Origin of the sequence: Rhodomicrobium vannielii ATCC 17100, from assembly GCF_000166055.1 — a bacterium.
Taxonomy (GTDB): domain Bacteria; phylum Pseudomonadota; class Alphaproteobacteria; order Rhizobiales; family Rhodomicrobiaceae; genus Rhodomicrobium; species Rhodomicrobium vannielii.
Map to the genome: position 1 here is coordinate 2,878,118 of NC_014664.1, position 26,112 is coordinate 2,904,229.

Below are 26,112 nucleotides of genomic sequence, written 5' to 3' on the forward strand. Positions count from 1 at the left end.
TCATCTATTCGACAACCTGCACCTCAAGCGGCACACCCGGGGCGACTGATTCGCCCCCCGGAACGGTGGGCAACGCCTTCGCGCCTGCCTTGTTCCGCTCCTGAAGAATGAGGTCGTCGCGGTGGCTCGCCACGCGGCGAAGCTGGCTGATCATGCCGCCCGTGCCCGCCGGAATGAGGCGGCCCACGATGACGTTCTCCTTCAGCCCGTCGAGCGTATCGACCTTGCCGTTGAGCGCCGCTTCCGTGAGGACGCGCGTTGTCTCCTGGAACGAGGCCGCCGAGATGAACGACCGCGTTTGCAAGCTGGCCTTCGTGATGCCGAGAAGCACAGGAACCGCCGTCGCCGGACGTCCGCCCGCCTGCTCGACCATCACGTTCATCTCGTCGAACTCGATCTTGTCGACCTGCTCGTTCTTGAGGAACTCGGTGTCGCCCGCGTCGGTCACTTCGACCTTCTGGAGCATCTGACGCACGATGACTTCGATATGCTTGTCGTTGATCGTCACGCCTTGCAGACGATAGACTTCCTGGATTTCGTTGACGAGGAACGACGCAAGTTCTTCCACGCCCTTGATCGCCAGGATGTCGTGCGGTGCCGGGTTGCCGTCGAGGATGAACTCGCCCTTTTCGATGCGGTCGCCCTCCTGCACAGCGAGGTGCTTGCCCTTTGGCAGCAAGTATTCGACCGGATCGAGCCCTTCCTCATCCGGCTGGATAAGGACGCGGCGCTTGTTCTTGTAGTCGCGACCGAAATGCACCGTGCCGGAGATCTCCGCAATGATCGCGTGATCCTTCGGACGGCGTGCCTCGAACAACTCCGCCACGCGCGGCAGACCGCCCGTGATGTCGCGTGTCTTGGCGCTTTCGAGCGAGATACGTGACAGCACGTCGCCCGCCTTCACCTTCTGCCCCGGCTCCACGGAAAGGATCGCTTCCACCGAAAGCAGGTAGCGAGCCTCACCGCCGCGCGCCAGCTTCAGAACCTTGCCGCCGACCTTGTCCTTGATCACGATGGCCGGGCGCAGTGCCGAGCCGCGCGGGTTGGCGCGCCAGTCGACGATGACGCGGTTCGTAATACCCGTCGTTTCGTCGGACTGTTCGTTGACCGAGATGCCGTCCAGCAGGTCTTCGAACTCGACCACGCCGTCGGTTTCCGTCAGGATCGAACGCGAATATGGATCCCACTCCGCCAGACGCTGGCCGCGCTTCACAACGTCGCCGTCGTCCACCTTCAGGTGAGAGCCCTGCGCGATCTTGTGAACCGCGCGCTCGCGACCGTCAGCATCCTTGATGATGACCGCCATGTTACGGCCCAAGGCCACCAGACGTCCCTGGCTGTCCCGCGCCGCGTTGCGGCTGCGGATTTCCACGTTGCCCGCGAAGTTGCTCTCGATGAACGAATTATCCGCAACCTGCGCCGTGCCACCGATGTGGAACGTGCGCATCGTGAGCTGCGTGCCCGGCTCGCCGATGGACTGCGCCGCAATGACGCCGACCGCTTCGCCGATGTTGACTGACGTACCGCGAGCAAGGTCGCGGCCGTAGCATTTGCCGCAGATGCCGTTCTTGAGTTCGCAGGTGAGAGCTGAGCGGATGCGCACCTCCTGCACCTGCGCCTCATCGAGAAGCCGCGCCTCCAGCTCGGTAATGATCTCGCCGGCCGGAGCGATGATGGCACCCGTTGACGGATGCACAACGTCGTCGGCAGGCACGCGGCCGAGGATGCGGTCGCCGAGCGACACGAGCACTTCGCCCGCGTCGATCACCGCCCCCAGCTTGATGCCCTTGTCGGTGCCGCAATCGTGTTCCGTCACGATGCAGTCCTGCGCCACGTCGACGAGACGGCGGGTGAGGTAACCCGAGTTTGCCGTCTTGAGCGCCGTGTCCGCGAGACCCTTTCGCGCGCCGTGAGTCGAGTTGAAGTATTCGAGAACCGACAGCCCCTCCTTGAAGTTGGAGATGATCGGCGTCTCGATGATTTCGCCCGACGGCTTGGCCATGAGGCCGCGCATACCGGCAAGCTGACGCATCTGCTTTTCGGAACCACGCGCGCCCGAGTGGGCCATCATGTAAACCGAGTTGATCTGCTTCTCGCGGCCGGTTTCCTTGTCGTACTGAACGGCCGAGATGCGGTCCATCATCTCCTTCGCGATGCGGTCCGTACACTTCGCCCAGGCATCGACGACCTTGTTGTACTTCTCCATCCGCGTGATGAGGCCATCGTTGTACTGCTGCTCGTAGTCGAGCACGAGGGCTTCGGTGTCGCCGATGATCTTCTTCTTCGTTTCCGGAACGAGCATGTCGTCCTTGCCGAAGGAGATGCCGGCCTTGTAGGCATGATGGAAGCCGAGCGCCATGATCCGGTCGCAGAAGATGACCGTCTCTTTCTGACCGCAGGAGCGGTAGACGGCGTCGATCACCTTGCCGATGTTCTTCTTCGTCAGCAGTCTGTTGACGAGGTCAAAGCTGATGCCCGGCTTTTGCGGCAGCATCTCCGCAAGCATGAGGCGGCCCGGCGTCGTGTCGTAGACCCTCGACTGCGGCTTGCCGTTTTCGTCCACGCCGATGTGACGGCCCTTGATCTTGGCGTGCAGGGTCACAGCGCCAGCGGCGAGCGCGTGCTGAACTTCGGCAACGCTGCCGAAGAGACTGCCTTCGCCCGGCTCCTTCTCCTTCAGGATCGAGAGATAATAGAGGCCGAGAACGATGTCCTGCGACGGCACGATGATCGGCTGGCCGTTCGCGGGGTGCAGGATGTTGTTGGTCGACATCATGAGCACGCGCGCTTCCAGCTGCGCTTCGAGCGACAGCGGGACGTGCACGGCCATCTGGTCGCCGTCGAAGTCGGCATTGAACGCCGCGCAGACGAGCGGGTGAAGCTGGATCGCCTTGCCCTCGACCAGCACAGGCTCGAACGCCTGAATGCCGAGTCGGTGGAGCGTCGGCGCGCGGTTGAGCAGCACCGGATGCTCGCGAATGACCTCGTCAAGGATGTCCCAGACCTCGGGGCGCTCCTTCTCGACGAGCTTCTTCGCCTGCTTCACGGTTGCCGAGTAGCCTTGCGCGTCGAGCCGCGAATAGATGAACGGCTTGAACAATTCGAGCGCCATCTTCTTTGGCAGGCCGCACTGGTGCAGCTTGAGTTCCGGTCCCACCACGATCACGGAGCGGCCGGAATAGTCGACGCGCTTGCCGAGGAGGTTCTGACGGAAGCGGCCCTGCTTGCCCTTCAGCATGTCGGCGAGCGACTTCAGCGGACGCTTGTTGGCGCCCGTGATGACGCGGCCGCGACGGCCGTTATCGAACAGCGCGTCCACCGCTTCCTGAAGCATGCGCTTCTCGTTGCGGATGATGATGTCCGGCGCGCGCAGTTCGATCAGCCGCTTCAGACGGTTGTTACGGTTGATGACGCGCCGATAAAGGTCGTTCAAGTCGGATGTTGCGAAGCGGCCGCCATCGAGCGGCACGAGCGGGCGCAGTTCCGGCGGGATCACCGGGATGACCTTCATGATCATCCATTCCGGCCGGTTGCCGGACATGATGAACGCTTCGATTACCTTGAGCCGCTTGGCGAGCTTCTTCGGCTTGAGTTCGGTCGTGGCTTCCGCGATTTCCTGGCGGATCTGCTCGCGCATCTGCTCAAGGTTCAGCGCCATGAGCATGTCGCGAACGGCTTCCGCGCCGATGCCCGCCTGGAACGCGTCCTCGCCGTACTCTTCCTGAGCCTTGTTGAAGTCTTCCTCGGTCAGAAGCTGGCCCGCCTTGAGCGGCGTCAGCCCCGGCTCGATGACGACGTAGTTCTCGAAGTAGAGAACGCGTTCGAGATCCTTCAGGCCCATGTCGAGCAGAAGGCCGATGCGCGAAGGCAGCGACTTCAGGAACCAGATATGCGCGACAGGCGAGGCCAGTTCGATATGGCCCATGCGGTCGCGGCGCACCTTGGTGAGCGTCACTTCCACGCCGCATTTTTCGCAGATAACGCCCTTGTACTTCATGCGCTTGTACTTGCCGCAAAGACATTCGTAGTCTTTGATCGGGCCGAAGATACGCGCGCAGAACAGGCCGTCGCGTTCGGGCTTGAACGTGCGGTAGTTGATGGTTTCAGGCTTCTTGATTTCGCCGTAAGACCACGAGAGTATTTTTTCCGGACTTGCGATCGAGATGCGAATCTGGTCGAATACCTGAGTTGGCACCTGCGGGCTGAAGAGATTCGTGATCTCTTGATTCATTCGTCGCTCCTATGAGCCGCTTCCGCGGCTTCTCCGACCGATGTCCGCCCCGTTTGGCGGACTGCGAAGCTGCGCCTCGCCAATTTCCTTGGAAACGCCGATGCGGGCACCAGCCGAAGCCGGTACCCGCTCTTGTTTCTATTCTGCGGCCTGCTGCGTCTTTGGCCGCTTCGGCAACTGGAACTGCGGAGGCCGTGACGACGGCTCCGGTGCCGGTTCGTTCGCACCCCGGGTCTGCTTCAGTTCCACGTTCATGCCGAGCGCGCGCATTTCCTTCACGAGCACGTTGAAGCTCTCTGGAACGCCCGCTTCGAACGTGTCGTCGCCGCGCACGATGGCTTCGTAGACCTTCGTGCGGCCCGCGACGTCGTCCGACTTCACGGTCAGCATTTCCTGAAGCGTGTATGCCGCGCCGTAAGCTTCGAGCGCCCACACTTCCATTTCACCGAAGCGCTGGCCGCCGAACTGAGCCTTACCACCGAGAGGCTGCTGCGTGACAAGGCTGTAAGGCCCGATCGAGCGTGCATGGATCTTGTCGTCGACAAGGTGATGCAGCTTCAAAAGGTACTTGTAGCCGACCGTTACCTTTCGGTCGAACGGCTCACCCGAGCGCCCGTCATACAGCGTGACCTGCCCCGACGTGTCGAGACCTGCTGCCGTGAGCATCGCATTGATGTCGGCTTCGCGCGCACCGTCGAACACCGGAGTTGCCACCGGAACGCCCTTGCCGAGATTCTCGGCGAGTTCGACCAGTTGGTCGTCGGTGAAATTCGGAACCGATGGATCGCCCTTGTAGGAGATCTCCACGGCCTGACGCAGCTCATCGATACGGTGCTGCTCGCGATAGACCGCAAGCCCCTTGTTGATCATGTTGCCGAGACCGCGCGACGCCCAACCAAGGTGGGTTTCGAGGATCTGGCCCACGTTCATGCGGCTTGGCACGCCGAGCGGGTTCAGCACGATGTCGACATGTGTGCCGTCTTCGAGGAACGGCATGTCCTCGATCGGCACGATGCGGCTGACCACACCCTTGTTGCCGTGGCGGCCGGCCATCTTGTCGCCGGGCTGGATCTTGCGCTTCACCGCGACGAAGACCTTGACCATCTTCATCACGCCGGGCGGAAGCTCGTCGCCACGCTTCAGCTTGTCGATCTTGTCCACAAAGCGCTGTTCCAGCCGCTTCTTGGCCTCGTCGTATTGACGGCGGATGGCTTCGATGCCGGACATCGCCTGCTCGTCCTTGAGCGCGATATCCCACCATTGGCTGCGCGGAACTTCGGACAGAAGCTCCTCGTTCGCCTCGGTGCCCTTGCGCAGACCCTTCGGACCGCGCGCGACTTCCTTGCCGATCAGGATATCGCGAAGTCGGCCGTAGACGTTGCGGTCGAGGATGTGGAGTTCGTCGTCGCGGTCCTTCGCGAGACGCTCGATCTCCTCGCGCTCGATGGCCATCGCGCGCTCGTCTTTTTCGACGCCGTGGCGATTGAACACGCGCACTTCCACCACCGTACCGGCAACGCCGGGCGGCAGGCGGAGCGAGGTGTCGCGCACGTCGGACGCCTTCTCGCCGAAGATGGCACGCAGAAGCTTTTCTTCCGGCGTCATCGGGCTTTCGCCCTTCGGCGTAATCTTGCCGACGAGAATATCGCCGGGCTGAACTTCCGCACCGATGTAAACGATGCCCGCTTCGTCGAGGTTCTTCAGCGCTTCTTCCGAGACGTTTGGAATGTCGCGCGTGATTTCCTCCGGTCCAAGCTTCGTATCGCGCGCGGAGACTTCAAACTCCTCAATATGGATCGAGGTGAAGACGTCCGTCGAAACGATGCGCTCGGAAAGCAGGATCGAGTCTTCGAAGTTGTAGCCCTGCCACGGCATGAAGGCGAGGAGCACGTTCTTGCCGAGCGCCAGATCGCCGAGTTCGGTCGAGGGACCGTCCGCGATGATGTCGCCCTGCTCGACACGGTCACCGACACGCACCAGCGGACGCTGGTTGATGCAGGTGTTCTGGTTCGAACGCTGGAACTTGCGCAGGTTGTAGATGTCCACGCCCGACTTCGACGGGTCCATCTCGTCGGTTGCGCGGATCACGATACGGGTAGCGTCCACCTGATCGATCACGCCCGAGCGCTTCGCCCCGATCGCAGCGCCCGAGTCGCGCGCCACGACGCTTTCCATGCCGGTGCCGACGAGCGGCGCCTCGGCGCGGATGAGCGGAACGGCCTGACGTTGCATGTTCGAGCCCATGAGCGCGCGGTTCGCGTCGTCGTTCTCAAGAAACGGGATGAGCGCGGCGGCCACGGACACGACCTGCTTCGGCGACACGTCGATGAAGTCCGCCTTCTCCTTCGCCACGAGCGACACGTCGCCCTGGTGACGGCAGATGATGAGGTCTTCGGCGAAGCTGTTGTCGTCGTTGAGCTTCACATTCGCCTGGGCGATGTGACAGCGCGCCTCTTCCATCGCGGAGAGATAGATGACTTCGTCCGTCACCTTGCCGTCCACGACCTTGCGATACGGGCTTTCGATGAAGCCGTATTTGTTGACGCGCGCGAACGTCGCCAGCGAGTTGATAAGGCCGATATTCGGGCCTTCCGGCGTTTCGATCGGACAGATACGGCCGTAATGCGTCGGATGCACGTCGCGGACTTCGAAGCCTGCGCGTTCACGCGTGAGACCGCCAGGTCCAAGCGCCGAGAGACGCCGCTTGTGCGTGATCTCGGAGAGCGGGTTCGTCTGGTCCATGAACTGCGAAAGCTGCGACGAGCCGAAGAACTCGCGCACCGCAGCGCTCGCAGGCTTCGCGTTGATGAGATCCTGCGGCATCACGGTGTCGATATCGACCGATGACATACGCTCGCGGATGGCGCGCTCCATGCGGAGCAGGCCGAGGCGGTACTGATTTTCCATCAGCTCGCCAACGGAGCGGACGCGGCGATTGCCGAGGTTGTCGATGTCGTCAACCTCGCCGCGGCCGTCACGAAGATCGACCAGCGTGCGAATCACCGAGATGATGTCGTCCTTCGTAAGGATGCGCATCTCGTCCGACTGCTTGATGTCGAGACGGATGTTCATCTTCACGCGGCCGACCGATGACAGGTCGTAGCGCTCCTCGTCGAAGAACAGGCTCTTGAACAGCGCGCGCGCCGCGTCTTCCGTGGGCGGCTCGCCCGGACGCATGACGCGATAGATGTCGAACAGCGCTTCCTGCTGGTTCTGGTTCTTGTCGAGATGGAGCGTATTGCGGATGAACGAGCCGGTGTTCACATGGTCGATGTCGAGCACAGGCAGCTCTTCGACGCCAACATCGCGGAGCTTGTCGAGCATCTTGGTGTCGAGTTCGTCGCCCGCCTCGGCGTAGATCACGCCCGTCGTCATGTTGACGATGTCCTCGGCGAGATAGCGGCCGAACAGAGCCTCGTCAGGCACCGCGATGAACTTCACGCGCTCGGCGAGTTGGCGCACGAGGCGCGCATTCAGCTTCTTGCCCGCCTCGATGACAACTTCGCCCGTGTCGGCGTCGTAAATATCCTGCGTCGCCTTGAGGCCGCGCATGCGCTCAGGGACGAAAGCGGTGCGCCAGCCCTGCTTCGTCGCCTCGAAGGAAATGCGATTGTAGAAGGTTTCGAGGATTTCCTCGTTGTTCATGCCCAGCGCGTAAAGCAGCGTCGTCGCCGGAAGCTTGCGCTTGCGGTCGATACGCGCATAGACGATGTCCTTCGCGTCGAACTCGAAATCGAGCCACGAGCCACGATAGGGGATGATGCGCGCCGCGAACAAAAGCTTGCCCGAGGAGTGGCTCTTGCCGCCATCGTGGTGGAAGAACACGCCCGGCGAACGGTGCATCTGCGAGACGATCACGCGCTCCGTGCCGTTGATCACGAAGGTGCCGTTCGACGTCATGAACGGGATGTCGCCCATATAAACGTCCTGCTCCTTGATGTCGCGGACGGACCGGGAGCCGGTCTCCTCGTTGACGTCGAAGGTGATCAGGCGTAACTTTACCTTCAGCGGCGCGGCGAAGGTCATGCTTCGCTGCTGGCATTCATCTACGTCATATTTCGGCGGCTCGAAGTCATAGCGGACAAATTCGAGTTGCGCTTTGTCCGAAAAATCCTTTATGGGGAAGATCGAGGCAAAGACCGCCTGCAAACCGGTGTTCGCGCGCCCGCCTACCGGGTCTTGCACCATGAGAAATTGATCGTAGGACTGCTTCTGTACCTCGATCAAATTCGGCATTTCGGCGGCGTCGGCGATATTCCCGAAGCGCTTGCGAATACGTTTACGGCCGATAAACGTCTGCGCCATTTGATCTCCTCATTTTCACCGGGCGGCGGCTTGTCCTGCACGCCTTAGCGATTCGGGCGTCGCGATAGAGCCTATTTCTTGGGAAGCCTCCTGATATGGCATCCCATTAACGATTTTCAAGCCCTGTCGGGCACCTCTATCCCGCCTTTTTTTAGGCCGAACCAAGGCACCCGAGGGCCGATGCAGTCCAGAAACGAGGGCCGGGCGAACCCGGCCACCCGCATTCTTACTTGATGTCGACCTTGGCGCCAGCCGCTTCGATCTTCTTCTTGATCTCTTCGGCTTCGGTCTTGGACACGGCTTCCTTGATCGCCTTCGGCGCGCCCTCAACGAGGTCCTTCGCTTCTTTCAGGCCGAGACCCGTGATCGCGCGGACTTCCTTGATGACGTTGATCTTCTGAGCACCGGCTTCGGTGAGAATGACGTCGAATTCTGTCTTCTCTTCTTCTTCTGCCGCCGCTGCCGCTCCGGGGATCGGGCCGGCGAACACCGGCGCGGCCGCAGCCGCAGACACGCCCCACTTGTCTTCGAGGAGCTTCACCAGCTCAGAGATTTCGAGAACCGTCAGACCCGACAGTTCCTGATACAGCTTTTCAAATTTCTCAGACATTTTGACCTCAGTGCATTCGATGATTGATTGGTGTTGGGAGACCCTGCCTCAAACCATCACGCCGCTTCTTGCTTTTCCTGCTTTTCCTTGTACGCCGCAAGGACACCCACGAGGTTCTGCGCGGGAGCATTGAGCTGCCGCACGAGATTGGTGCCAGGCGCAAGGAACACGCTGAGCAGCTTGGAGCGCAGTTCTTCCATGGACGGAATGGCCGCCAGAGCCTTGACGCTGTCCGCGTCAAGCGCCTGCTTGCCGAGAAGACCGCCAACAATCACGAACTTGTCGGTAGTCTTGGCAAAATCGGCTGCCACTTTCGCTGCCGTCACCGGGTCTTTCGCGAAAGCGATGCCCGTCGGCTCAAGGAAGAGATCCGCGCCAGCACCGTCAGCGGTGTTGGCAAGTGCAATTTTGGCGAGACGATTCTTGATGACTTTAAACTGAGCCCCGGCGCCGCCCATGCGACGGCGAAGTTCAGTCATTTGCGCTACGGTCAGACCTTTGTAGCGCGCCACCACGACAGAGCCGCTTGTCGTGAAGATGTCGTTGAGAGTCTCAACCATCTCCTTTTTTTCAGCTCTATCCACCGCTTCTCTCCGTTAAAGACGAACCGCATCGCCGCGGGCCGCCGCTACGATCACGCCGCGCGCCTCGAAGGAAGGCGAGCGACTGCTCAGTCCTGTCCCGAGGCGTGATAAGACGCGATCCACCAACCGGAAATCCGGCCAAAGAGATCACTCAAAATCCATTCCCCCGTCTCATGCAGGCGATTATTAAGCCTCGGGCCGAAACCCTTGGCGCCAGCAATCTTGGACAGGCTGCCCCCGCTGGAGCGGAGACAGCGCCGAAGCGTTGCCGCTTCGGCATTTCCCGGACGGCGAACCGCCCGAAACCTTTGTTACTGCGCGGCTGCCGCACCCGCGCCGATCAGCGTCGCGGGTTCGACCTTAACGCCCGGCCCCATCGTGGAGCTGAGCGCGATGCGCTTCACGAACGTACCCTTGGCGCCCGACGGCCTGGCCTTGACCACCGCGTCGGCAAACGCCTTGATGTTCTCAACGAGCGCCGTTTCGGTGAAACTCGCCTTGCCGATACCGGCGTGCAGAATGCCCGCCTTCTCGACGCGAAACTCAACCGCGCCGCCCTTTGCACCGCGAATGGCTTCCGTGACGTCCATCGTCACGGTGCCGACCTTCGGGTTCGGCATCATGCCGCGCGGCCCGAGGATCTTGCCGAGACGGCCGACGAGCGGCATCATGTCCGGCGTCGCGATGCACTTGTCGAAGGTGATATTGCCGCCCTGGACCTCAGCGACGAGTTCCTCGGCGCCGATAACGTCAGCTCCCGCAGCCTTCGCCTCATCGGCCTTGGCCCCACGCGCGAACACCGCGACGCGCACCGTACGGCCCGTGCCATTCGGCAGAGCGCAAACACCGCGCACCATCTGGTCCGCATAACGCGGGTCGACACCGAGATTGATCGAAATCTCGATCGTCTCGTCGAACTTCGCTTTCGCGCTACCCTTCACGAGCTTGACGGCATCATCAATCGCATAGAGCTTCTCGCGAACGACGCTCTTCTTGGCTTCCTTCAAACGCTTTCCATCGGCCATGGCGCTTATTCCTTCACCGTGAGGCCCATGGAACGGGCGGAGCCAGCAATAATCTTCGCAGCTTGATCGATGCTTGTGGCGTTGAGATCCTTCATCTTCTTTTCGGCGATCTCGCGCACCTGAGCCATCGTCACCGTGCCGGCATCCGTCTGACCGGGCGTCTTCGACCCGCTCTTGATGCCCGCCGCCTTCTTCAGGAAGTAAGACGCCGGCGGCGTCTTCATCGCAAAGGAGAAGGACTTGTCGCCGTAATACGTGATGACCACGGGCACGGGCGAACCGGGCTCCATTTCCTTGGTCACGGCGTTGAATTCTTTGCAGAACATCATGATGTTCAGGCCGCGCTGACCGAGCGCGGGACCAATCGGAGGCGACGGGTTGGCCGCGCCCGCAGGCACTTGCAGCTTGATATAGCCTATAATTTTCTTAGCCATGTAAGCCTCTCAGGAGCAACGCGCTCCGGGGTTGAGGATTGTGGTTCGGCCATTGACGTCGCGCCTGGCAAGCGAAACGCCGACCTCCCACACGAAAGCCCGACTCGAAGAACCGCGCGATGCGCTAGATCTTCTCCACCTGGGCGTATTCCAGCTCGACCGGGGTCGCCCGGCCGAAGATGGAAACTGCGACCTTGAGCCGCGCGCGCTCTTCGTCCACTTCTTCCACATGCCCGCTGAAGGATGCGAAAGGACCGTCCGCGACGCGCACCTGCTCGCCGATCTCGAAGGAAATGGAGGGCTTCGGCCGCTCCACGCCTTCTTTCACCTGATTGAGAATACGCTGAGCTTCGATCTCGGAAATCGGCTGCGGCTTGTTGTCCGCGCCAAGAAATCCGGTGACTTTCGGCGTATTCTTGATCAACAAAAACGCCCGGTCGTTCATGTCCATCTTCACAAGGACATAACCCGGGAAAAACTTGCGCTCGGTGGCGACCTTACGTCCGCGCCGCACTTCGACGACTTCTTCCATCGGCACGACGATGTCTTCGAAGCACTCATCGAGACCCGCAGCCGCGGCGCGTTCGCGGATGGAATCCGCGACCTTCTTTTCGAAGTTCGAATAGGCGTGAACGATATACCAGCGCTTTGTCATTATTTTTGCTGCTTTTAGTTACGAATATTTTAAGCGCTTAGTGGCCGAGCCGCAAAAGATGGGCGATACCCCAACTGAATATCTGGTCGGCGAGCAGGAAAAAGACGGACGCCAGCACCGCCATGATCACGACCATGATCGTGGTCACAATGGTTTCGCGCCGCGAGGGCCATACGACCTTCGCGGTTTCGGCGCGCACCTGCTGCAAATATTCGAATGGACCGGTTCTAGCCATATTTTCTCAACACCGATGCGGAAGCGCTTTCGCTTTCGCTATTCAAACGTCTTCGTAATGTTTCGAGTGCCCGATTTTCGAGTTTCTCTGCCACCGTGAAGTGGCAGGAGTGGAGGGACTCGAACCCCCAACCCCCGGTTTTGGAGACCGGTGCTCTAGCCGATTGAGCTACACTCCTCCATCCATCCGGTTAAGGGCAAGCCGCCGGAAAGAATGGTTCGAACCAATACCTAACCGCCTGCTACGGTCCTTACCAGTAGTAGGGATTTGATAGCTATCACGCAAGCGGACGCAATGCCAAGCATTTTTCGAGGGCGCGCGGAACAATTTGCGCTTGTCAAGCGGCTTCGAAAAACGCGGGATCGCGCCTCTGCCACGCTTTTTTCGTTGAGCGCCACGCCAATCTTGGTAATGTGACGTTCGCGCGGGTGTAGCTCAATGGTAGAGCAGCAGCCTTCCAAGCTGAATACCCGGGTTCGATTCCCGGTACCCGCTCCAACCCTCCGACCTCAACCGATTTGCGGCTAATCCGCCGAGACGATTCCGCGCTCACGGAAACGTGAGGAAAGTGGTTTCCTGCACGCTCGCTTGCTTGTACAAAAAGAGAAGCACAAGCGGAGGGTTAGTGAGCGCGTCCATCAACATGCAGGCCTATAGTGACGCGCTCGTCGTGCTGGGTACGGCGGGGATCATTATCCCCATGGTGCATGCGTGGGGCCTGAGCCCGGTCCTCGGCTGGCTCGGCGCCGGCGTCCTGCTAGGGCCGCTGGGGCTTGGCTCGTTCATCCCGCAAGCGCCCTTCCTTTACTGGTTCACGGTTGTCGATCCGAGCCACATTTCCGGCTTCGCGGATCTCGGCGTTGTATTCCTTCTCTTTCTGATCGGCCTCGAACTGTCTTACGAGCGGCTCATCGCCATGCGGCGGCTGGTCTTCGGACTCGGCGGCCTTCAGGTAGCGATCACGGCGGCGATCATCGCCATCATCGTGAAAGGGCTCGGATATTCCGGCGTGGTGGCGGCCATTCTCGGCGGCTGTCTCGCGCTGTCTTCAACGGCCATCGTGCTGGAAGTCCTGTCGCGGCAGAACCGCCTGCGAACGAGCACCGGCATTGCGTCATTCTCCGTGCTGCTCGCGCAGGATCTCGCCGTCATTCCGATCCTGATCTTCGTGTCGATCCTCGGCGCGCATGGCGGCTCCGTGATCGAGACCGCCGAGCACGCCGTCGTGCATGCGCTCGCCGCCATAGCGATCATCATTTTTGTGGGGCGCGCGTTTCTTCGCCCGCTGTTTCGTCAGGTCGCGCGAACGAAATCTCGGGAACTGTTCATCGCCGCAACGCTGTTCGTGATCGTGGGAACGGGCGTGGTCGCCGCGCTCGCCAACCTCTCGATGGCGCTCGGCGCATTCGTTGCGGGCGTGCTGCTCGCCGAAACGGAATACCGCCACGCCATCGAAACGGTCGTCGAGCCGGTCAAGGGCCTGCTGCTAGGAATGTTCTTTTTCACCGTCGGCATGGGCATAGATTTCCGCGAGCTGCTGCATTGGCCGATCTGGCTGCCCGCGTGTGTCGTGGGACTCATCGCGCTGAAGGCCGCCATACTGATTCCGCTCGCACGCGCATTCGGCGTGCCTTGGGCGGCGGCGATCGAAAGCGGGCTGCTGATGGGACCGGGCGGTGAGTTCGCGTTCGTCGGTATCACCCTCGCGGCGTCTCTCGGCGTGATAAACCGCGACGCATCGAGTTTTTCGCTCGCGGTCACGTCGCTGACGATGGCGCTGATCCCGCTGCTTTCGATCCTGGCGAACCGCATCACGCCGCTCATCCTGAAGCCGCGGCCGATAAACCCGGCGGTCGCCGCCGAGCCGCTACCGCAGACCCGACACGCCATCGTCGTGGGATATGGACGCGTCGGCCGGGTTGTCTGCGAGATGCTGGAGAAAAACGGCGTGCCTTATACGGCGGTCGATAGCGACACCGCTGCTGTGACGCAAGGCCGTGCTATCGGGCATTCGGTCTATTACGGCAACGCCATCAACCCGCCGTTTCTCAAGGCATGCGGGGTGATGGACGCCTCCGCAGTCGTCGTCACCATTCATGTCCAACCCATGATCGACGATATCGTGGAGGAGGTGCGGCGGCTTCGGCCAGACGTGCCGATCATTTCCCGCGCCAGGGACGAAGGCCACGCACGGCATCTCTATACGATCGGCGTCACAGACGCCGTGCCCGTCGTGACCGAGGCGAGTTTCCAGCTCGCGGAATCGACGCTCCTTTCGCTGGGGCTTCCCGTCGATGCCGTCGAGAAAACGATCCAGGCGCGGCGCGCGCAGGTGCGGGCGGAATTGCAGCCGCATCCCATAGTGGCCCGCCCTCGCGAGGCCGCCGCCGGCGCCGCGGAGAGTACCGAGGTCGTCTGATCCGGTCGCCGCTTTGACCGCAAAACCTCGCCGTCGAAAAACACCGCGGTTCGTCCCGCGAGTTGACCCTCGGCACAACGCCCTTTATCGCGGCGGCGGAAAACGCTACATTTCCCTAAGCGCCGCATGGCGCTCTTTTTGTTTCAGCGAGATTTTCACGAAATGCCGAAGCCGGTAGCAGAGCGGGCCGCATCCAACGCGCCCAAGGTGGGATTTGTCAGCCTCGGCTGCGCGAAGGCGCTGGTCGACTCCGAGCGCATCCTCACCCGGCTTCGCGCCGAGGGCTACGTGATCTCGCCCGACTATGACGGCGCGGACGTTGTCGTCGTGAACACCTGCGGCTTCCTCGACAGCGCGAAAGCCGAAAGCCTCGACGCCATCGGCGAGGCCATGGCCGAAAACGGCCGCGTGATCGTCACGGGGTGTTTCGGTGTCGAAGATCGTCGTATTCGTGATTCGTTCCCGGGTGTTCTGGCCGTAACCGGCCCGCACCAATACGACGCCGTGGTGAACGCGATCCACGCCGCCGCGCCCGCGCCGCATGCGCCGTTCCTCGATCTCGTGCCGCGCGCCGGGCTCCGCCTCACGCCGCCGCATTACGCGTATCTCAAGATCTCCGAGGGCTGCCATAACCGCTGCTCGTTCTGCATCATCCCGCAGCTTCGCGGCGACCTAGCCAGCCGCCCCGCCGCCGATGTGCTCGCGGAAGCCGAAGCGCTTGTCGAAGGCGGTGCGAAGGAATTGCTCGTCATCAGTCAGGACACGAGCGCTTACGGACTCGACCTGAAATACACCGCAAGCGACTGGCGCGGCTCACCCGTGAAGGCGCGACTCACCGAGCTTTGCGACGCGCTCGGGTCGCTTGGCGCATGGGTGCGGCTGCACTACGTCTATCCTTATCCGCATGTGGACGAGCTTCTGCCGCTGATGGCGGAGGGCAAGATCCTGCCGTATCTCGACATTCCGTTTCAGCACGCCTCGCTCTCCGTGCTGAAGGCGATGCGCCGCCCCGCCAATCAGGAAAAGACGCTCGAAACCATCCGCCGCTGGCGCGAGGCCGTGCCGGACCTCGGCCTTCGCTCGACCTTCATCGTCGGCTTCCCCGGCGAGACGGAGGAGGATTTTGCAGTCCTGCTCGACTGGCTGCGCGAGGCAAAGCTGACGCGTGTCGGCTGTTTCAAATATGAAAACGTGGAAGGTGCGCCGAGCCGCGCGCTCGACGGTCAGGTGCCGGAAGATGTGAAGGCCGAACGCTTCGCGCGGCTCATGGAGGTGCAACGCGAGGTGAGCGCCGCCGTGCTCGCGGGTCAGGTCGGCAAGACCATCGACGTCATCATCGACGAAGTGGACGAAGACGGCGCCACGGGGCGCGGTCCGTGGGACGCGCCGGAAATCGATGGCTCGGTGCTGTTCGAGGATGCGGGCGACATGGAGCCGGGCGACATGGTCCGCGCGACCATCATTGAGGCGGACGACTACGACCTGTGGGCGGAGCCGGTCGCGGAATAGAAGATGCGACCGCTACTCTGCTTTCCATGTAACGCAAGCAAGCGCCTCGCGCGGGAAAACGCGCTGGCGCTGTTTGCCTTCGGAAGGGAGCGGAGCGAAAGTCAAGCGAAGCGGCCACCCGTTCGCATGACGAGAAGCGCCGATAAGTTCAGCCCTTCTGCGTGAGCAACGCGCGATAGATCACCTGAAACTGCTCAAGCGTCTTGTAGCGAATGATGACCTCGCCCGCTTCGCCAGAACCGGGGTTCATCACCACGGAAAGCCCTAGCGCATCGGACATGTCACGTTCGGCCGCGCGCGAGTCTGCGTCCTTCTGCGGCGCGGCGGCCTTGGCGGTTGGCGCCTTGCCCTCGCTCGCCTTCTTGCCCATCACGAGCGCTTCCACATCGCGCACGTTGAGGCCCTTCTTCACGATATCGAGCGCGACCGTTTCCGCGTCCTCACGTCCGATGAGCGCGCGTGCATGGCCCGCCGAAAGCGACCCGTCGCGCACCAACACCTGCACCGGCTCGGGCAGCTTGAGAAGACGCATCGTGTTCGCGAGATGGCTGCGGCTCTTGCCGATGATGCCCGCGAGTTCTTCCTGCGTATAGCCGAAGCGCTCCACAAGTTCCTTGTAGCCGCCCGCCTCTTCGATGGCGTTCAGATCGGCGCGCTGCACGTTCTCGATGATCGCGAGTTCGAGCGCTTCCTGATCGCTGAGCGAGCGGACGATAACGGGAACCGTGTGAAGCGAAGCCCGCTGAGCCGCGCGCCAGCGGCGTTCGCCAGCGACGATCTCGTAAGACGTCTGCGCCGCATCGGCCGGCCGGACGACGATCGGCTGAACGAGGCCCTTCTCACGGATCGAACCCGCAAGCTCATCCAGCTCCGCCTCGTTGAAATTCTTGCGCGGGTTGAAAGCGCTCGGCCGCACGCGGTCGATCGGAACCTGCCGGATCTCGCCATTCGCAGCAATGATGCGTGGCGTTCCAATGGGCGTTGCATCGCCGATGAGGGATGCAAGGCCGCGTCCAAGGCGGCTTGCCCGAACGGGCGACGGCCCTGTCGCTAATGCGCCCGATCTTGTCTCCATGTCGCTCTCCAGTCGCAAATGGTCATCATGTCTCGCCGCAGTGGCGGCAGCCCTCGACATACTCACCAACGCAAATCACTCGAACGCGGGCCGCGTCGCAACGGCCCGGCCCGTTACGCCGCCTTCGCAGCTGCGGCCGCTGCCGTCGCCGCCTCGCGCGTGATCATTTCCGCCGCGAGGTCCATGTAAGCCTTGCTGCCCGCGCTCGTGTGATCGTAGAGGAGCAGCGGCTTGCCGTGAGACGGCGCTTCCGCGATGCGCACATTGCGCGGAATGATGGTGTCGTAGACCTTCTGGCCGAAGAAGCTCCGAACTTCGGTCGCGACTTCGTTGGAAAGCCGCGTACGGCCGTCATGCATGGTGAGCACGACGCCGTGGATTTCGAGGCCGGGGTTCAGGCTCGCCTGGACGAAGTCGATGGTTTCCTTCAACTGCTGGATCCCTTCGAGGGCGAAGAACTCGCACTGCACGGGCACAAGCGCTGCATCGGCCGCCGCGAGCGCGTTCAGCGTCAGAATGCTGAGCGATGGCGGGCAATCGATGAGCACATAAGAAAGACGGTCGGCGGGCGCGCGGTCCAGCTCGGACGCACGAAGCGACGCGATGGCATCGCGCAGGAAGTAAGCGCGGTTCGGCGCGGCCGCGATTTCCGGCTCAAGACCGGCAAGATCTCGCGTGGACGGAGCGACGAACAGGCCGGGGATCGCCGCGGGCGTCATCGCCTGTTCAAGAGCCGCCGCGCCCGCGAGCACGTCATAAGTGGATACGTGGCGCGCTTCTTCCGGCACACCGAGGCCGGTCGACGCGTTGCCTTGCGGATCGAGGTCGATCACCAGCACGCGCTCGCCAGCCGCCGCCAGCGCCGTGCCAAGATTGATGGCCGTTGTCGTCTTCCCCACGCCGCCCTTCTGATTGGCGACCGCGAACACCCGAAGACCTGCTGCTTGGTTTCTCTTTGTCACTGCTCGCCACCTTGTCTGAGCATCGGCTTGCCGATTTCCAAAATGCGACCCTCTGAATCGCTGAGGCTGGCGTGGCTCTTGACTTCGAAAGCCCATCGCTTCTGCGCGTCAGCGATCTCTACTTCGGCCTCTCGGCCTTTAAGAAACAATCCGGTTGACGCATTACCGAAGAACGGGAGGGCCAGCTCCAACAGCGCATCGAGCGATGCCAGTGCACGCGCCGTGACAACATCGGCAACGGGTACCGCGCCCATCGCGGCGGCATCGGCTATGCGCATGTTGTGCACGCGAGCGGGAGCCCCCGTCCGCCGCGCGACCTCGGAAAGAAACGCACACTTTCTTGCGTTGCTCTCCACAAGATGCACACAGGCGCACTCTTTCTGATTCGCGATCATAATAGCAATCGCGAGTCCGGGGAATCCCCCGCCCGAACCGAGGTCAACCCACGTTCTGGCGCCGGGCGCGAGCGCGACGAGCTGAGCCGAATCCGCGAAATGCCTTTGCCATATTTGAGGAATTGTCTTCGGGGCGACGAGGTTCACCGCCTTCTGCCACTGCATCAGAAGCTTTTCGTACAATTCGAGTTTTTCCACTGTTTCATGTGAAACACGAAAGGTCCGGGCAAATTCTGCGGCGCTTTTGATATCAAGCTTGCCGTATGTGGGAGCGATTGCCATGGCGGATATCATCACAGATGTGCATTCGATCAGTTCCGGCACAGACTGGTTTTTTTTAAATGAAACAGCAACCGAATTAGCGCAATTTGAAGGGGTGGCGTGTTTCGCACTCGTCACAACTCGTGATGAAATTGATATTTCAAGGGTGTCGAAGCGCGTGATAGCGCTTGCGCGCAGTCAGCTAGAATTCGATCTCATTGGAGAAAAAATCGAACTAATGACCAACATTCTGTCTCGTTCTGAAGCGCTTCAGGAGATAGAAGCCAACCGCCTCAACTCAGATTATTATCAGACAAAGAAGTTTATCGATAACTCTAAGGCTGCTATCGCCGACGCGGATCGGATCGTAGCTCGCGCCATGAGAACCATAAAGAGTGAGACATAGATCTTCGCGCTAAATTTCTGCGGCGCTGTTCACGTTTGAAGCACTCATCAATGGTATCCGTTGAGTGGGGGCGCTTTGGAGATTGCAGCATGCTGCCGCGCGTTCCCATGGCCCTTCCCACGCTTCTTGTTGCGCTGCTTTGCGGCGTCACGCAAACCGAGGCGTCGAAGTTGTTCACAGACGAGGCCGAATTTCTCATCGCGCCCGTTCCCTCGGCCGAATGGTCCGTTCAGGAAACCGAAACCCGCCCGAAATTCGCCGAGGTCGATTACCTGCCGAATGGGCAAACGTCCGACGACTGGGACCGGCTCGTCACGGTGCAGACCTGGCGCGATCCGGGCTTCCGCTACGACGCCCTCGCGGAAACGATGAAGGAGCAGGTGGAGGCGACGCAGCCCTGCAAATCCACCGCCATGCAAAAGCTCGCCGACCGCAAGGTGAGCGGCTACGACGCCGCGCTTTACGCGCTGTCCTGTCCCGAGAACAAGACCACCGGCAAGGGCGAGTATACGCTCATTCTCCAGATCCAGGGGCGTGACGCGGTTTATGGCGTGCAGCGGTCATGGCGCGGCGCGGCATTCGAGCCCGGCGCGATCCCCGTTCCTCATGACGAGGGCGAGGAATGGCTCGCGTGGTTCGATCGCATCCAGCTCTGCGATAATCGCCTCGCGGGCAAAAGCTGCGGCGACGCCCTCGGCAAGGCGACAGCCACCGCCCGCAAGCGCTGACGCGACACGCCGCCGCTCCGTCCATCCGCGCGCCTCGGTCACATTCCGTGGAAGCGCCACCGTGACGCTCTCCAGCGACGCCCGCCTTCATGATAAGAGTTACGCGGGCCAGCGGAGGCGCGACCGCCAGCACGGCGGCGGCTTGGCTTGCCCGCATGGGCTCGATTTTGGCGTACCCGCCGGGAGGAATTTTCATGACTGTATTTCGCATCCTGTCCGCATCCATCGCGGCGGCCGTCACAGCAACCTCGCTTCTCGCCGCTCCGGCCGCGTTGGCGCAGGACTATTGGAGCCAATCGTGCGGCGATCTCTGGTACCGCCGCAACGCGATCTATGCCGCCAACGGTTATTGCTTCAAGACGGAGCGCGCGCTCCGCGTCTTCGGCAATAATGGCTGCCGCTTCTATGTCGAAGCCGACGTGCCGATGTCCCGCGCCGAACGCGCTGAGATCGACATCATCCGCAGTGTCGAAGCGCGCAAGGGCTGCTGAAGCTGGGCAATCGAGGCATGGCACGCGGGGGCGGGAAGCCGCCGTTTCCGCGCGCCGTCCGGAACGTCCCCGAACGAATGGAAAACCGCGCCATGCGCCTGTTCGCCTTCTTAATGCTTTGCTTAAGCTTGGTCGCTTTTTGCCCCGCCGACGCCCAGACGCTCGACCAGAAGGCGCAGGCGCTGATCGCAGCCTATCCCGATCACCTCGCGTCTTTCGATGGCGCGAACCTCCTCTGGAAGGACGGCACGAAAATGCCGTTCGGCGAGGAGCGCGCCGACAAGCCGCTTCAGGAGTTGATCGAGCGGCCGGACATCGCGGACATGTTTCACTGGCCTTATGTCTTCGGCGGCGCGGCACTCCCCGTGAAGGCGGAGGCCGATCCGGGCCGCGTCCGCAACGAAGCCTTCTTCGCGAAGATGTATGGCGCGTGTGAGAAGCGGCCCGCAGGCTCATGTGCGAGCGTCTCCTGCAAACCCGCCGCGCCGGTCCGCCGCGTGACCTGGGTGCCGAAGTTCGGCGGCGGCGCGATGCAGGCCGCGACAGTGAACGGCGTAGCCGACAAGCTCAAGGCCGTGGCGGTCGAGCTTGAAGCCCTCGGCCCAGCCTACGCGAAATACCTCGTGCCCGATGGCGGCAGCCACGTGCCGCGCTGCATCGCGCGCACCACACGGCTCAGCGTCCACTCGTTCGGCATCGCCTTCGACATCAACCCGGAGCATGGCGGCTATTGGCAATACGGTCTGCCGCGCGCGATGGACGAAGCCGCCGTGCGTGAGAAGGGCATCGCGCTTGTCTACCGCAACAAGGTGCCGCCAGAGATCGTGCGCGTGTTCGAGAAGCACGGCTTCATCTGGGGCGGCAGTTGGTATCACTTCGACGGCATGCACTTCGAGTATCGCCCGGAGTTCCTGGCGCTGAAGGCGATCATGGAGAAGTGAGCGCGGGCGTCTCTGGCGTCGCGCGGCTTCACGTGAAACGAAACGCGACACGGCGACGGGCCCGGTCGTCACTCGGCGGCGCTTACGCGGCGCGGGCCGTCTTCCTGATATGGGCGAGCAGCACCATCAGCGCGGCGGGCGTCATGCCGTCGATGCGGGCCGCCTGCGCGAGCGTCGCCGGGCGGTGGCGGTCGAGCTTCTGACGTACCTCGTTCGATAGCCCCTGGATCGCCGCGAAGTCGAGCGCGGGCGGAATGGCCACGGCCTCGTCCTTGCGGAAAGCGACAATGCTCGCCTCCTGTCGGTCGAGATACACGGCATAGCGCGCGTCCACTTCCAGCCGCTCCACGGTGCCGCGCGGCATGTCGCCAAGCTCCGGCCAGACGCGAGCGAGCGCGGCAATGGATTGCCCCGGCAACGCCAGCAGATCGAAGGCCGAACGGCGGCGGCCATCGCGGTTCAGCACGATGCCATGACGCGCGGCCTCGTCGGGTGTCAGCGTCAGCGTTTCAAGAAGCCGCCGAGCCGAGCCGAGCGCATCCGCCTTCGCGGCATAGGCGGCCTCACGCGCCGACCCCACACAGCCCGCTCGCGCGCCGAGCGGCGTCAACCGCTCATCCGCATTGTCGGCGCGAAGCCGCAAGCGATACTCGGCGCGGCTGGTGAACATGCGATAGGGCTCGGACACGCCGCGCGTCACGAGGTCGTCGATCATGACGCCGATATAGCCGTCCGTGCGCGAAACGACGAAATCCGCCACGCCGCCGCTCGCCACCAACGCCGCGTTGATGCCGGCAACGAGACCCTGCCCCGCCGCCTCCTCATAGCCGGTCGTGCCGTTGATCTGCCCCGCGAGAAACAGGCGCGGCAGCCGCTTCACTTCGAGCGTGGCGGTGAGTTCGCGCGGGTCCACATAGTCATATTCGATGGCGTAGCCGGGCCGGACGATGGTAGCGCGCTCAAGGCCGGGGATCGTCGCGATGAACGCGCGCTGCACATCCTCAGGCAGCGAGGTCGAGATGCCGTTCGGGTAGACGGTCGGATCGTCGAGGCCCTCCGGCTCCAGAAAGATCTGATGACTCTCGCGGTCGGCGAAGCGCACTACCTTGTCCTCGATGGACGGACAGTAGCGCGGGCCGACGCCCTCGATCTGGCCCGAGTACATCGGCGCGCGGTGGATGTTCGCGCGGATGATGGCGTGCGTCTCCGCCGTCGTCGCGGTGATGGCGCAGGCGATCTGCGGCGTCTCGATGCGATCCGTCATGAAGGAGAACGGCACGGGCGGCGCGTCCCCTGGCTGGCTGTCGAGGCGCGTGAAGTCGATGGTGCGGCCGTCGAGGCGCGCGGGTGTGCCGGTCTTGAGGCGACCCATGCGAAGGCCGAGCGCATAGAGCCGGTCGCTGAGGCCGATGGACGGAGCCTCGCCCACGCGGCCCGCAGGCGTCCGCGTTTCGCCCAGATGGATAACGCCCTTGAGGAAGGTGCCCGTGGTGATGGCGACCGCTCCGCTGCGCAGCTCGCGCCCGCTCGCCGTGACGACGCCCGCGACAGCGCCACTCTCAACCAGAAGATCCTCGACCGCGTCTTCCACCACGGTCAGCCCGTCCTGTGCGGCGAGCGCCGCCTGCATCTCGCGGCGATAGAGCTTGCGGTCGGCCTGCGCGCGCGGTCCCTGCACCGCCGGACCCTTGGAGCGGTTCAGCATGCGGAACTGAATGCCCGCCTTGTCGATGACGCGTCCCATAAGCCCGTCGAGCGCATCCACCTCACGGACGAGGTGCCCCTTGCCGAGTCCGCCGATCGCCGGATTGCACGACATCTCGCCGAGCGTCGCCGCCTTGTGCGTGACGAGCGCCGTGGCCGCACCCATGCGCGCGGCGGCGGCTGCCGCCTCGCACCCGGCGTGCCCGCCACCCACCACGATCACATCGAAAGCCCGCTCGGCCATCGTTCACATCCCGTCGTCTTTTGGAAAATCAGCCGCGTCAGGCGAAGTCCGCCTCCGGGCGCGCCCCGAAGATAGCAACGCCACGACGCAATTGAAATGGCGGTCTGGCTTCACGTGAACGCGGCGCTTGTCGCACTTGCGAAAAGACGCGACACTTTTTTGGGATCGGCCAGCGACGCTGCCGCTAGCAAAACGTCGCCTCTGCGATTAGGTGCATCATTCGTTGGTGAACACTCACTCTAGGAGAGAGCAATGCAGGCGCGAGATGTCATGACGAAACCGGTCATCACGGCGACGCCCGACACCGACATCCGCACGATCGCGGCCATCATGATGGAGAAGCAGATCGGGGGCTTGCCCGTGCTCGACTCCAGCGGCGTCGTGATCGGGATAGTGACGGAAGGCGACCTCCTCCGCCTCAAGGCGCCGGACGAGCAGAAGATCCACGACTGGCGGCTCACGCTTCTCCTGGACCCGAAGACGCACGCCAAGCCTCTCCTCGAAAAGCTGGAGGCCAACCTGACGGCGCGCGACGTGATGTCGGCTCCGGTCATGACCGTGCCCGACGGCGCCGAGGTGCTGGAGATCTGCAAGATGTTCGTCGATACCGGCATCAAGCGTGTGCCCGTGACGCGCGAAGGGCGTCTCATCGGGATCGTGAGCCGTTCCGACATCATCGCCCGCATCGCGCAGATGAAGCCGGAGCCGCCACAGGGGGAAGGCATCTTCGGTTGGACGCTTCACCTCGATCCGTTCGACCGCGACAAGGACAGGACGCCGCCCCCACCGCCCGCGCCGGAGCCGCGCCCGGACGCTGTTGTGACTGCCGCCGACTTCCGCCTCATCGCGCAGGACGCTGCGGCGAAGAAAATGCGACAGCGCGCGATCCAGGACCACGTCAAGAGCGACGACCGCATGGCGCGCGTGAAGCAGCTCATCGACACGCACTTGTCCGAGGACGAGTGGCTGACGGTGTTGCAAAGGTCGCGCGATGCGGCGGAGCGGGGCGAACGCGAATATCTCGTGCTCCAGTTTCCGGCCGAGCTGTGCAGCGACGGCGGCCGTGCGATCAATGTCGGCGAGCCAGGCTGGCCCGCGACCCTTCGCGGCGAGGCGGCGGAAACCTTCCTGCGCTACGAGCGCACCCTCAAGGATCGCGGCTTCCACATGATCGCGCGCGTGCTCAGCTTCCCGAACGGCTATCTCGGCGATATCGGGCTGTTCCTGCACTGGGGCGGCATCATGGATTAGCGCGGAGCGGATAGCGCCGCGCCGCCGCCGGTTTCGCGACAAGCAAGCCAGAGCGAAGCCCGCTTGCGCTCTGGAACGTGGCGGGCCACTCGCGCCCAAGACCAACCGCCCGCGAACGGCATTACCCCCATACCCCGATTTCTATCGCTTAGCTGTCTCGCCGCTGGCGATGCGGCGGCCCGTCCAGCCGCCGCCAATGTTTCATGTGAAACACTTTGTTTACTTCTCCGGCGGCGGTCCCTCGCCCCTGAGCAGTCACTTCCCGACGCAGAACTCGCCGAAGATCTGACCGAGCACATCCTCGACATCAAGGCGGCCGGTGAGGCGGCCAAGCGCGTCGGCAGCTTCGCGCAGATGTTCGGCGGCAAGCTCCGGCGCTTCGCCCGCTTCAGCACCGTCGAGGAAAGCGACCAGAGCCGCGCGGGCGCGACCGATCTCCTGCCGGTGTCGGACGCGCGTAATCGTCGGCGCTTCGCCGCTGCCGTAGCTCTCGCTCGCAAACCGCACGAGCGCCGCCTTCAGAGCGTCGAGCCCGAGACAGGTCTTCGCGGAAATGTAAATCGCCTCCGGGCCGAAGCTTCCGGGCGCGGGCGGCGGGGCAAGGTCCACCTTGTTTACGACGATCAACTTCACGCCGGAAGATGATGTAACGGCTGCGGCGATGCCTTCCCCTGATGGCGTGCCGCCCGCCTCTCCTTCCGCCGGTAAAGCGCCTGCGTCCCCGCACGAGCCGTCCACCATCGCGAGAACGACGTCGGCCGCTTCGGCTGCGGCCAGCGCGCGGCGCACGCCTTCCTGTTCGACCGGGCTCGCCGCCTCGCGAATGCCTGCCGTGTCGCGCAGGACGAACGGATAGCCGTCGAGGTCGAGCGACACTTCGATCACGTCGCGCGTCGTCCCCGGCTCGTCGTAGACGATGGCGGCCTCGCGCCCGGCAAGTGCGTTGAGCAGGCTCGACTTGCCGACATTCGGCTCCCCGACGATGGCGACCGATATGCCCTCGCGCAGGATCTCTCCGCGGCGACCATCGGCCAGCGCGCGCTCCAGCTCGGCGGCAAGCAAGCGGGCTTCCGGCACCGCTTCCTTGAACGCACCATCGGCGATGTCCGCCTCATCGGAGAAGTCGAGGCTCGCCTCAACGTAAGCCATCGCCTTGAGCAGCGTGCGCCGCCATTTCTCGTAGCGCGCCCGCATCGCGCCCGAATGCTGCGCGAGCGCCTGCCGCCGCTGAATCTCGGTATCCGCGTTGATGAGGTCTGCCAGCCCCTCGGCCTCGGTCAGGTCGAGCTTGCCGTTGCCGAAGGCGCGGCGCGTGAACTCGCCTGGCTCGGCCAGACGCAAGCCGACATCCGCTAGCGCATTCATGACCGCCGTCACAACCGCACGCCCGCCATGGACATAAAGCTCGGCCATGTCCTCGCCGGTGAAATTCGCCGGGCCGGGAAGCCAGAGCACCATCGCCTCGTCCAGCATCTCGCGCGAGGTCGGATGGCGCAGCCGCCGGAAGCTCGACACACGCGGCGCGGGCAGCCTGCCGTTGCAAAGCGCGTAGAGCGTCTTTCTCGAAGCCCGCCCCGAAATGCGGATCACCGCGATCCCGGCCCGGCCCGGCGCGGAAGACAGCGCGTAGATGGTCATGAGCGTTTC

Annotated in this window: 20 protein-coding genes and 2 tRNA genes; 8 read left to right on the plus strand and 14 right to left on the minus strand. The window is 62.8% G+C overall.

Annotation, left to right across the window (positions count from 1 at the left end):
• Positions 1 to 4: 4 nt before the first annotated feature.
• From rpoC to RVAN_RS13380, 9 genes are all read right to left on the minus strand, one after another.
• On the minus strand, positions 5 to 4,231 hold the full coding sequence (gene rpoC, locus RVAN_RS13340; protein ID WP_013420239.1) for a DNA-directed RNA polymerase subunit beta': 4,227 nt from the start codon (positions 4,229 to 4,231) through the stop codon (positions 5 to 7).
• A gap of 138 nt (positions 4,232 to 4,369) precedes the next feature.
• Positions 4,370 to 8,536, minus strand: coding sequence for a DNA-directed RNA polymerase subunit beta (gene rpoB / locus RVAN_RS13345; protein WP_013420240.1), 4,167 nt, complete (start codon positions 8,534 to 8,536; stop codon positions 4,370 to 4,372).
• Between the two features lie 226 nt (positions 8,537 to 8,762).
• Entirely contained in the window at positions 8,763 to 9,146 is a 384-nt protein-coding gene (rplL, locus tag RVAN_RS13350; protein WP_013420241.1) for a 50S ribosomal protein L7/L12, read from the minus strand.
• Between the two features lie 56 nt (positions 9,147 to 9,202).
• Entirely contained in the window at positions 9,203 to 9,730 is a 528-nt protein-coding gene (gene rplJ, locus RVAN_RS13355; RefSeq protein WP_013420242.1) for a 50S ribosomal protein L10, read from the minus strand.
• Positions 9,731 to 10,041: 311 nt separating this feature from the next.
• Entirely contained in the window at positions 10,042 to 10,755 is a 714-nt protein-coding gene (gene rplA / locus RVAN_RS13360; RefSeq protein WP_013420243.1) for a 50S ribosomal protein L1, read from the minus strand.
• A gap of 5 nt (positions 10,756 to 10,760) precedes the next feature.
• Positions 10,761 to 11,189, minus strand: coding sequence for a 50S ribosomal protein L11 (gene rplK / locus RVAN_RS13365; protein WP_013420244.1), 429 nt, complete (start codon positions 11,187 to 11,189; stop codon positions 10,761 to 10,763).
• A gap of 124 nt (positions 11,190 to 11,313) precedes the next feature.
• Entirely contained in the window at positions 11,314 to 11,844 is a 531-nt protein-coding gene (gene nusG, locus RVAN_RS13370; RefSeq protein ID WP_013420245.1) for a transcription termination/antitermination protein NusG, read from the minus strand.
• A gap of 37 nt (positions 11,845 to 11,881) precedes the next feature.
• On the minus strand, positions 11,882 to 12,079 hold the full coding sequence (secE, locus tag RVAN_RS13375) for a preprotein translocase subunit SecE (RefSeq protein ID WP_013420246.1): 198 nt from the start codon (positions 12,077 to 12,079) through the stop codon (positions 11,882 to 11,884).
• A 101-nt stretch (positions 12,080 to 12,180) separates the two neighbouring features.
• Positions 12,181 to 12,257: transfer RNA gene (locus tag RVAN_RS13380), tRNA-Trp, on the minus strand.
• A gap of 246 nt (positions 12,258 to 12,503) precedes the next feature.
• On the opposite strand from RVAN_RS13380, the gene RVAN_RS13385 reads away from it, so the two are divergent.
• From RVAN_RS13385 to rimO, 3 genes are all read left to right on the plus strand, one after another.
• Positions 12,504 to 12,577 (plus strand) — tRNA-Gly (locus RVAN_RS13385).
• 127 nt (positions 12,578 to 12,704) lie between these two features.
• A complete protein-coding gene (locus RVAN_RS13390; RefSeq protein WP_013420247.1) occupies positions 12,705 to 14,498 on the plus strand; it encodes a cation:proton antiporter in 1,794 nt (597 codons plus the stop codon).
• Positions 14,499 to 14,660: 162 nt separating this feature from the next.
• Positions 14,661 to 16,007, plus strand: a complete 1,347-nt coding sequence (rimO, locus tag RVAN_RS13395) for a 30S ribosomal protein S12 methylthiotransferase RimO (RefSeq protein ID WP_013420248.1) — start codon at positions 14,661 to 14,663, stop codon at positions 16,005 to 16,007.
• 148 nt (positions 16,008 to 16,155) lie between these two features.
• Here rimO and RVAN_RS13400 read toward each other — a convergent pair whose 3' ends face one another.
• The 3 genes from RVAN_RS13400 to rsmG form a co-directional block, all read right to left on the minus strand.
• Entirely contained in the window at positions 16,156 to 17,082 is a 927-nt protein-coding gene (locus RVAN_RS13400; protein ID WP_013420249.1) for a ParB/RepB/Spo0J family partition protein, read from the minus strand.
• Positions 17,083 to 17,195: 113 nt separating this feature from the next.
• Positions 17,196 to 18,044 carry a ParA family protein gene (locus RVAN_RS13405; RefSeq protein WP_013420250.1) on the minus strand — a complete coding sequence of 283 codons (849 nt, stop codon included), beginning with the start codon at positions 18,042 to 18,044 and terminating at the stop codon, positions 17,196 to 17,198.
• Positions 18,041 to 18,721 carry a 16S rRNA (guanine(527)-N(7))-methyltransferase RsmG gene (gene rsmG / locus RVAN_RS13410; RefSeq protein ID WP_013420251.1) on the minus strand — a complete coding sequence of 227 codons (681 nt, stop codon included), beginning with the start codon at positions 18,719 to 18,721 and terminating at the stop codon, positions 18,041 to 18,043. Before rsmG ends, RVAN_RS13405 begins: the two co-directional genes overlap by 4 nt.
• On the opposite strand from rsmG, the gene RVAN_RS13415 reads away from it, so the two are divergent.
• The 4 genes from RVAN_RS13415 to RVAN_RS13430 all read left to right on the plus strand — a co-directional run bounded on the left by RVAN_RS13415 (position 18,720) and on the right by RVAN_RS13430 (position 21,266).
• Positions 18,720 to 19,106 carry a hypothetical protein gene (locus RVAN_RS13415; RefSeq protein ID WP_013420252.1) on the plus strand — a complete coding sequence of 129 codons (387 nt, stop codon included), beginning with the start codon at positions 18,720 to 18,722 and terminating at the stop codon, positions 19,104 to 19,106. The two genes, rsmG and RVAN_RS13415, sit on opposite strands and share 2 nt — an antisense overlap.
• Before the next feature lie 89 nt (positions 19,107 to 19,195).
• Positions 19,196 to 19,834 carry a hypothetical protein gene (locus tag RVAN_RS13420; RefSeq protein WP_013420253.1) on the plus strand — a complete coding sequence of 213 codons (639 nt, stop codon included), beginning with the start codon at positions 19,196 to 19,198 and terminating at the stop codon, positions 19,832 to 19,834.
• Positions 19,835 to 20,028: 194 nt separating this feature from the next.
• Positions 20,029 to 20,325 carry a YARHG domain-containing protein gene (locus RVAN_RS13425; RefSeq protein ID WP_013420254.1) on the plus strand — a complete coding sequence of 99 codons (297 nt, stop codon included), beginning with the start codon at positions 20,029 to 20,031 and terminating at the stop codon, positions 20,323 to 20,325.
• A 128-nt stretch (positions 20,326 to 20,453) separates the two neighbouring features.
• Positions 20,454 to 21,266, plus strand: coding sequence for a M15 family metallopeptidase (locus tag RVAN_RS13430; protein ID WP_169309553.1), 813 nt, complete (start codon positions 20,454 to 20,456; stop codon positions 21,264 to 21,266).
• An 82-nt stretch (positions 21,267 to 21,348) separates the two neighbouring features.
• Here the strand turns inward: RVAN_RS13430 and mnmG are convergent, their stop codons facing one another.
• A complete protein-coding gene (gene mnmG, locus RVAN_RS13435) occupies positions 21,349 to 23,214 on the minus strand; it encodes a tRNA uridine-5-carboxymethylaminomethyl(34) synthesis enzyme MnmG (RefSeq protein WP_013420256.1) in 1,866 nt (621 codons plus the stop codon).
• A gap of 252 nt (positions 23,215 to 23,466) precedes the next feature.
• On the opposite strand from mnmG, the gene RVAN_RS19120 reads away from it, so the two are divergent.
• Positions 23,467 to 24,465, plus strand: a complete 999-nt coding sequence (locus RVAN_RS19120; protein WP_013420257.1) for a CBS domain-containing protein — start codon at positions 23,467 to 23,469, stop codon at positions 24,463 to 24,465.
• A gap of 255 nt (positions 24,466 to 24,720) precedes the next feature.
• Here the strand turns inward: RVAN_RS19120 and mnmE are convergent, their stop codons facing one another.
• Positions 24,721 to 26,103, minus strand: a complete 1,383-nt coding sequence (gene mnmE, locus RVAN_RS13445; protein ID WP_013420258.1) for a tRNA uridine-5-carboxymethylaminomethyl(34) synthesis GTPase MnmE — start codon at positions 26,101 to 26,103, stop codon at positions 24,721 to 24,723.
• Positions 26,104 to 26,112 lie beyond the last annotated feature (9 nt).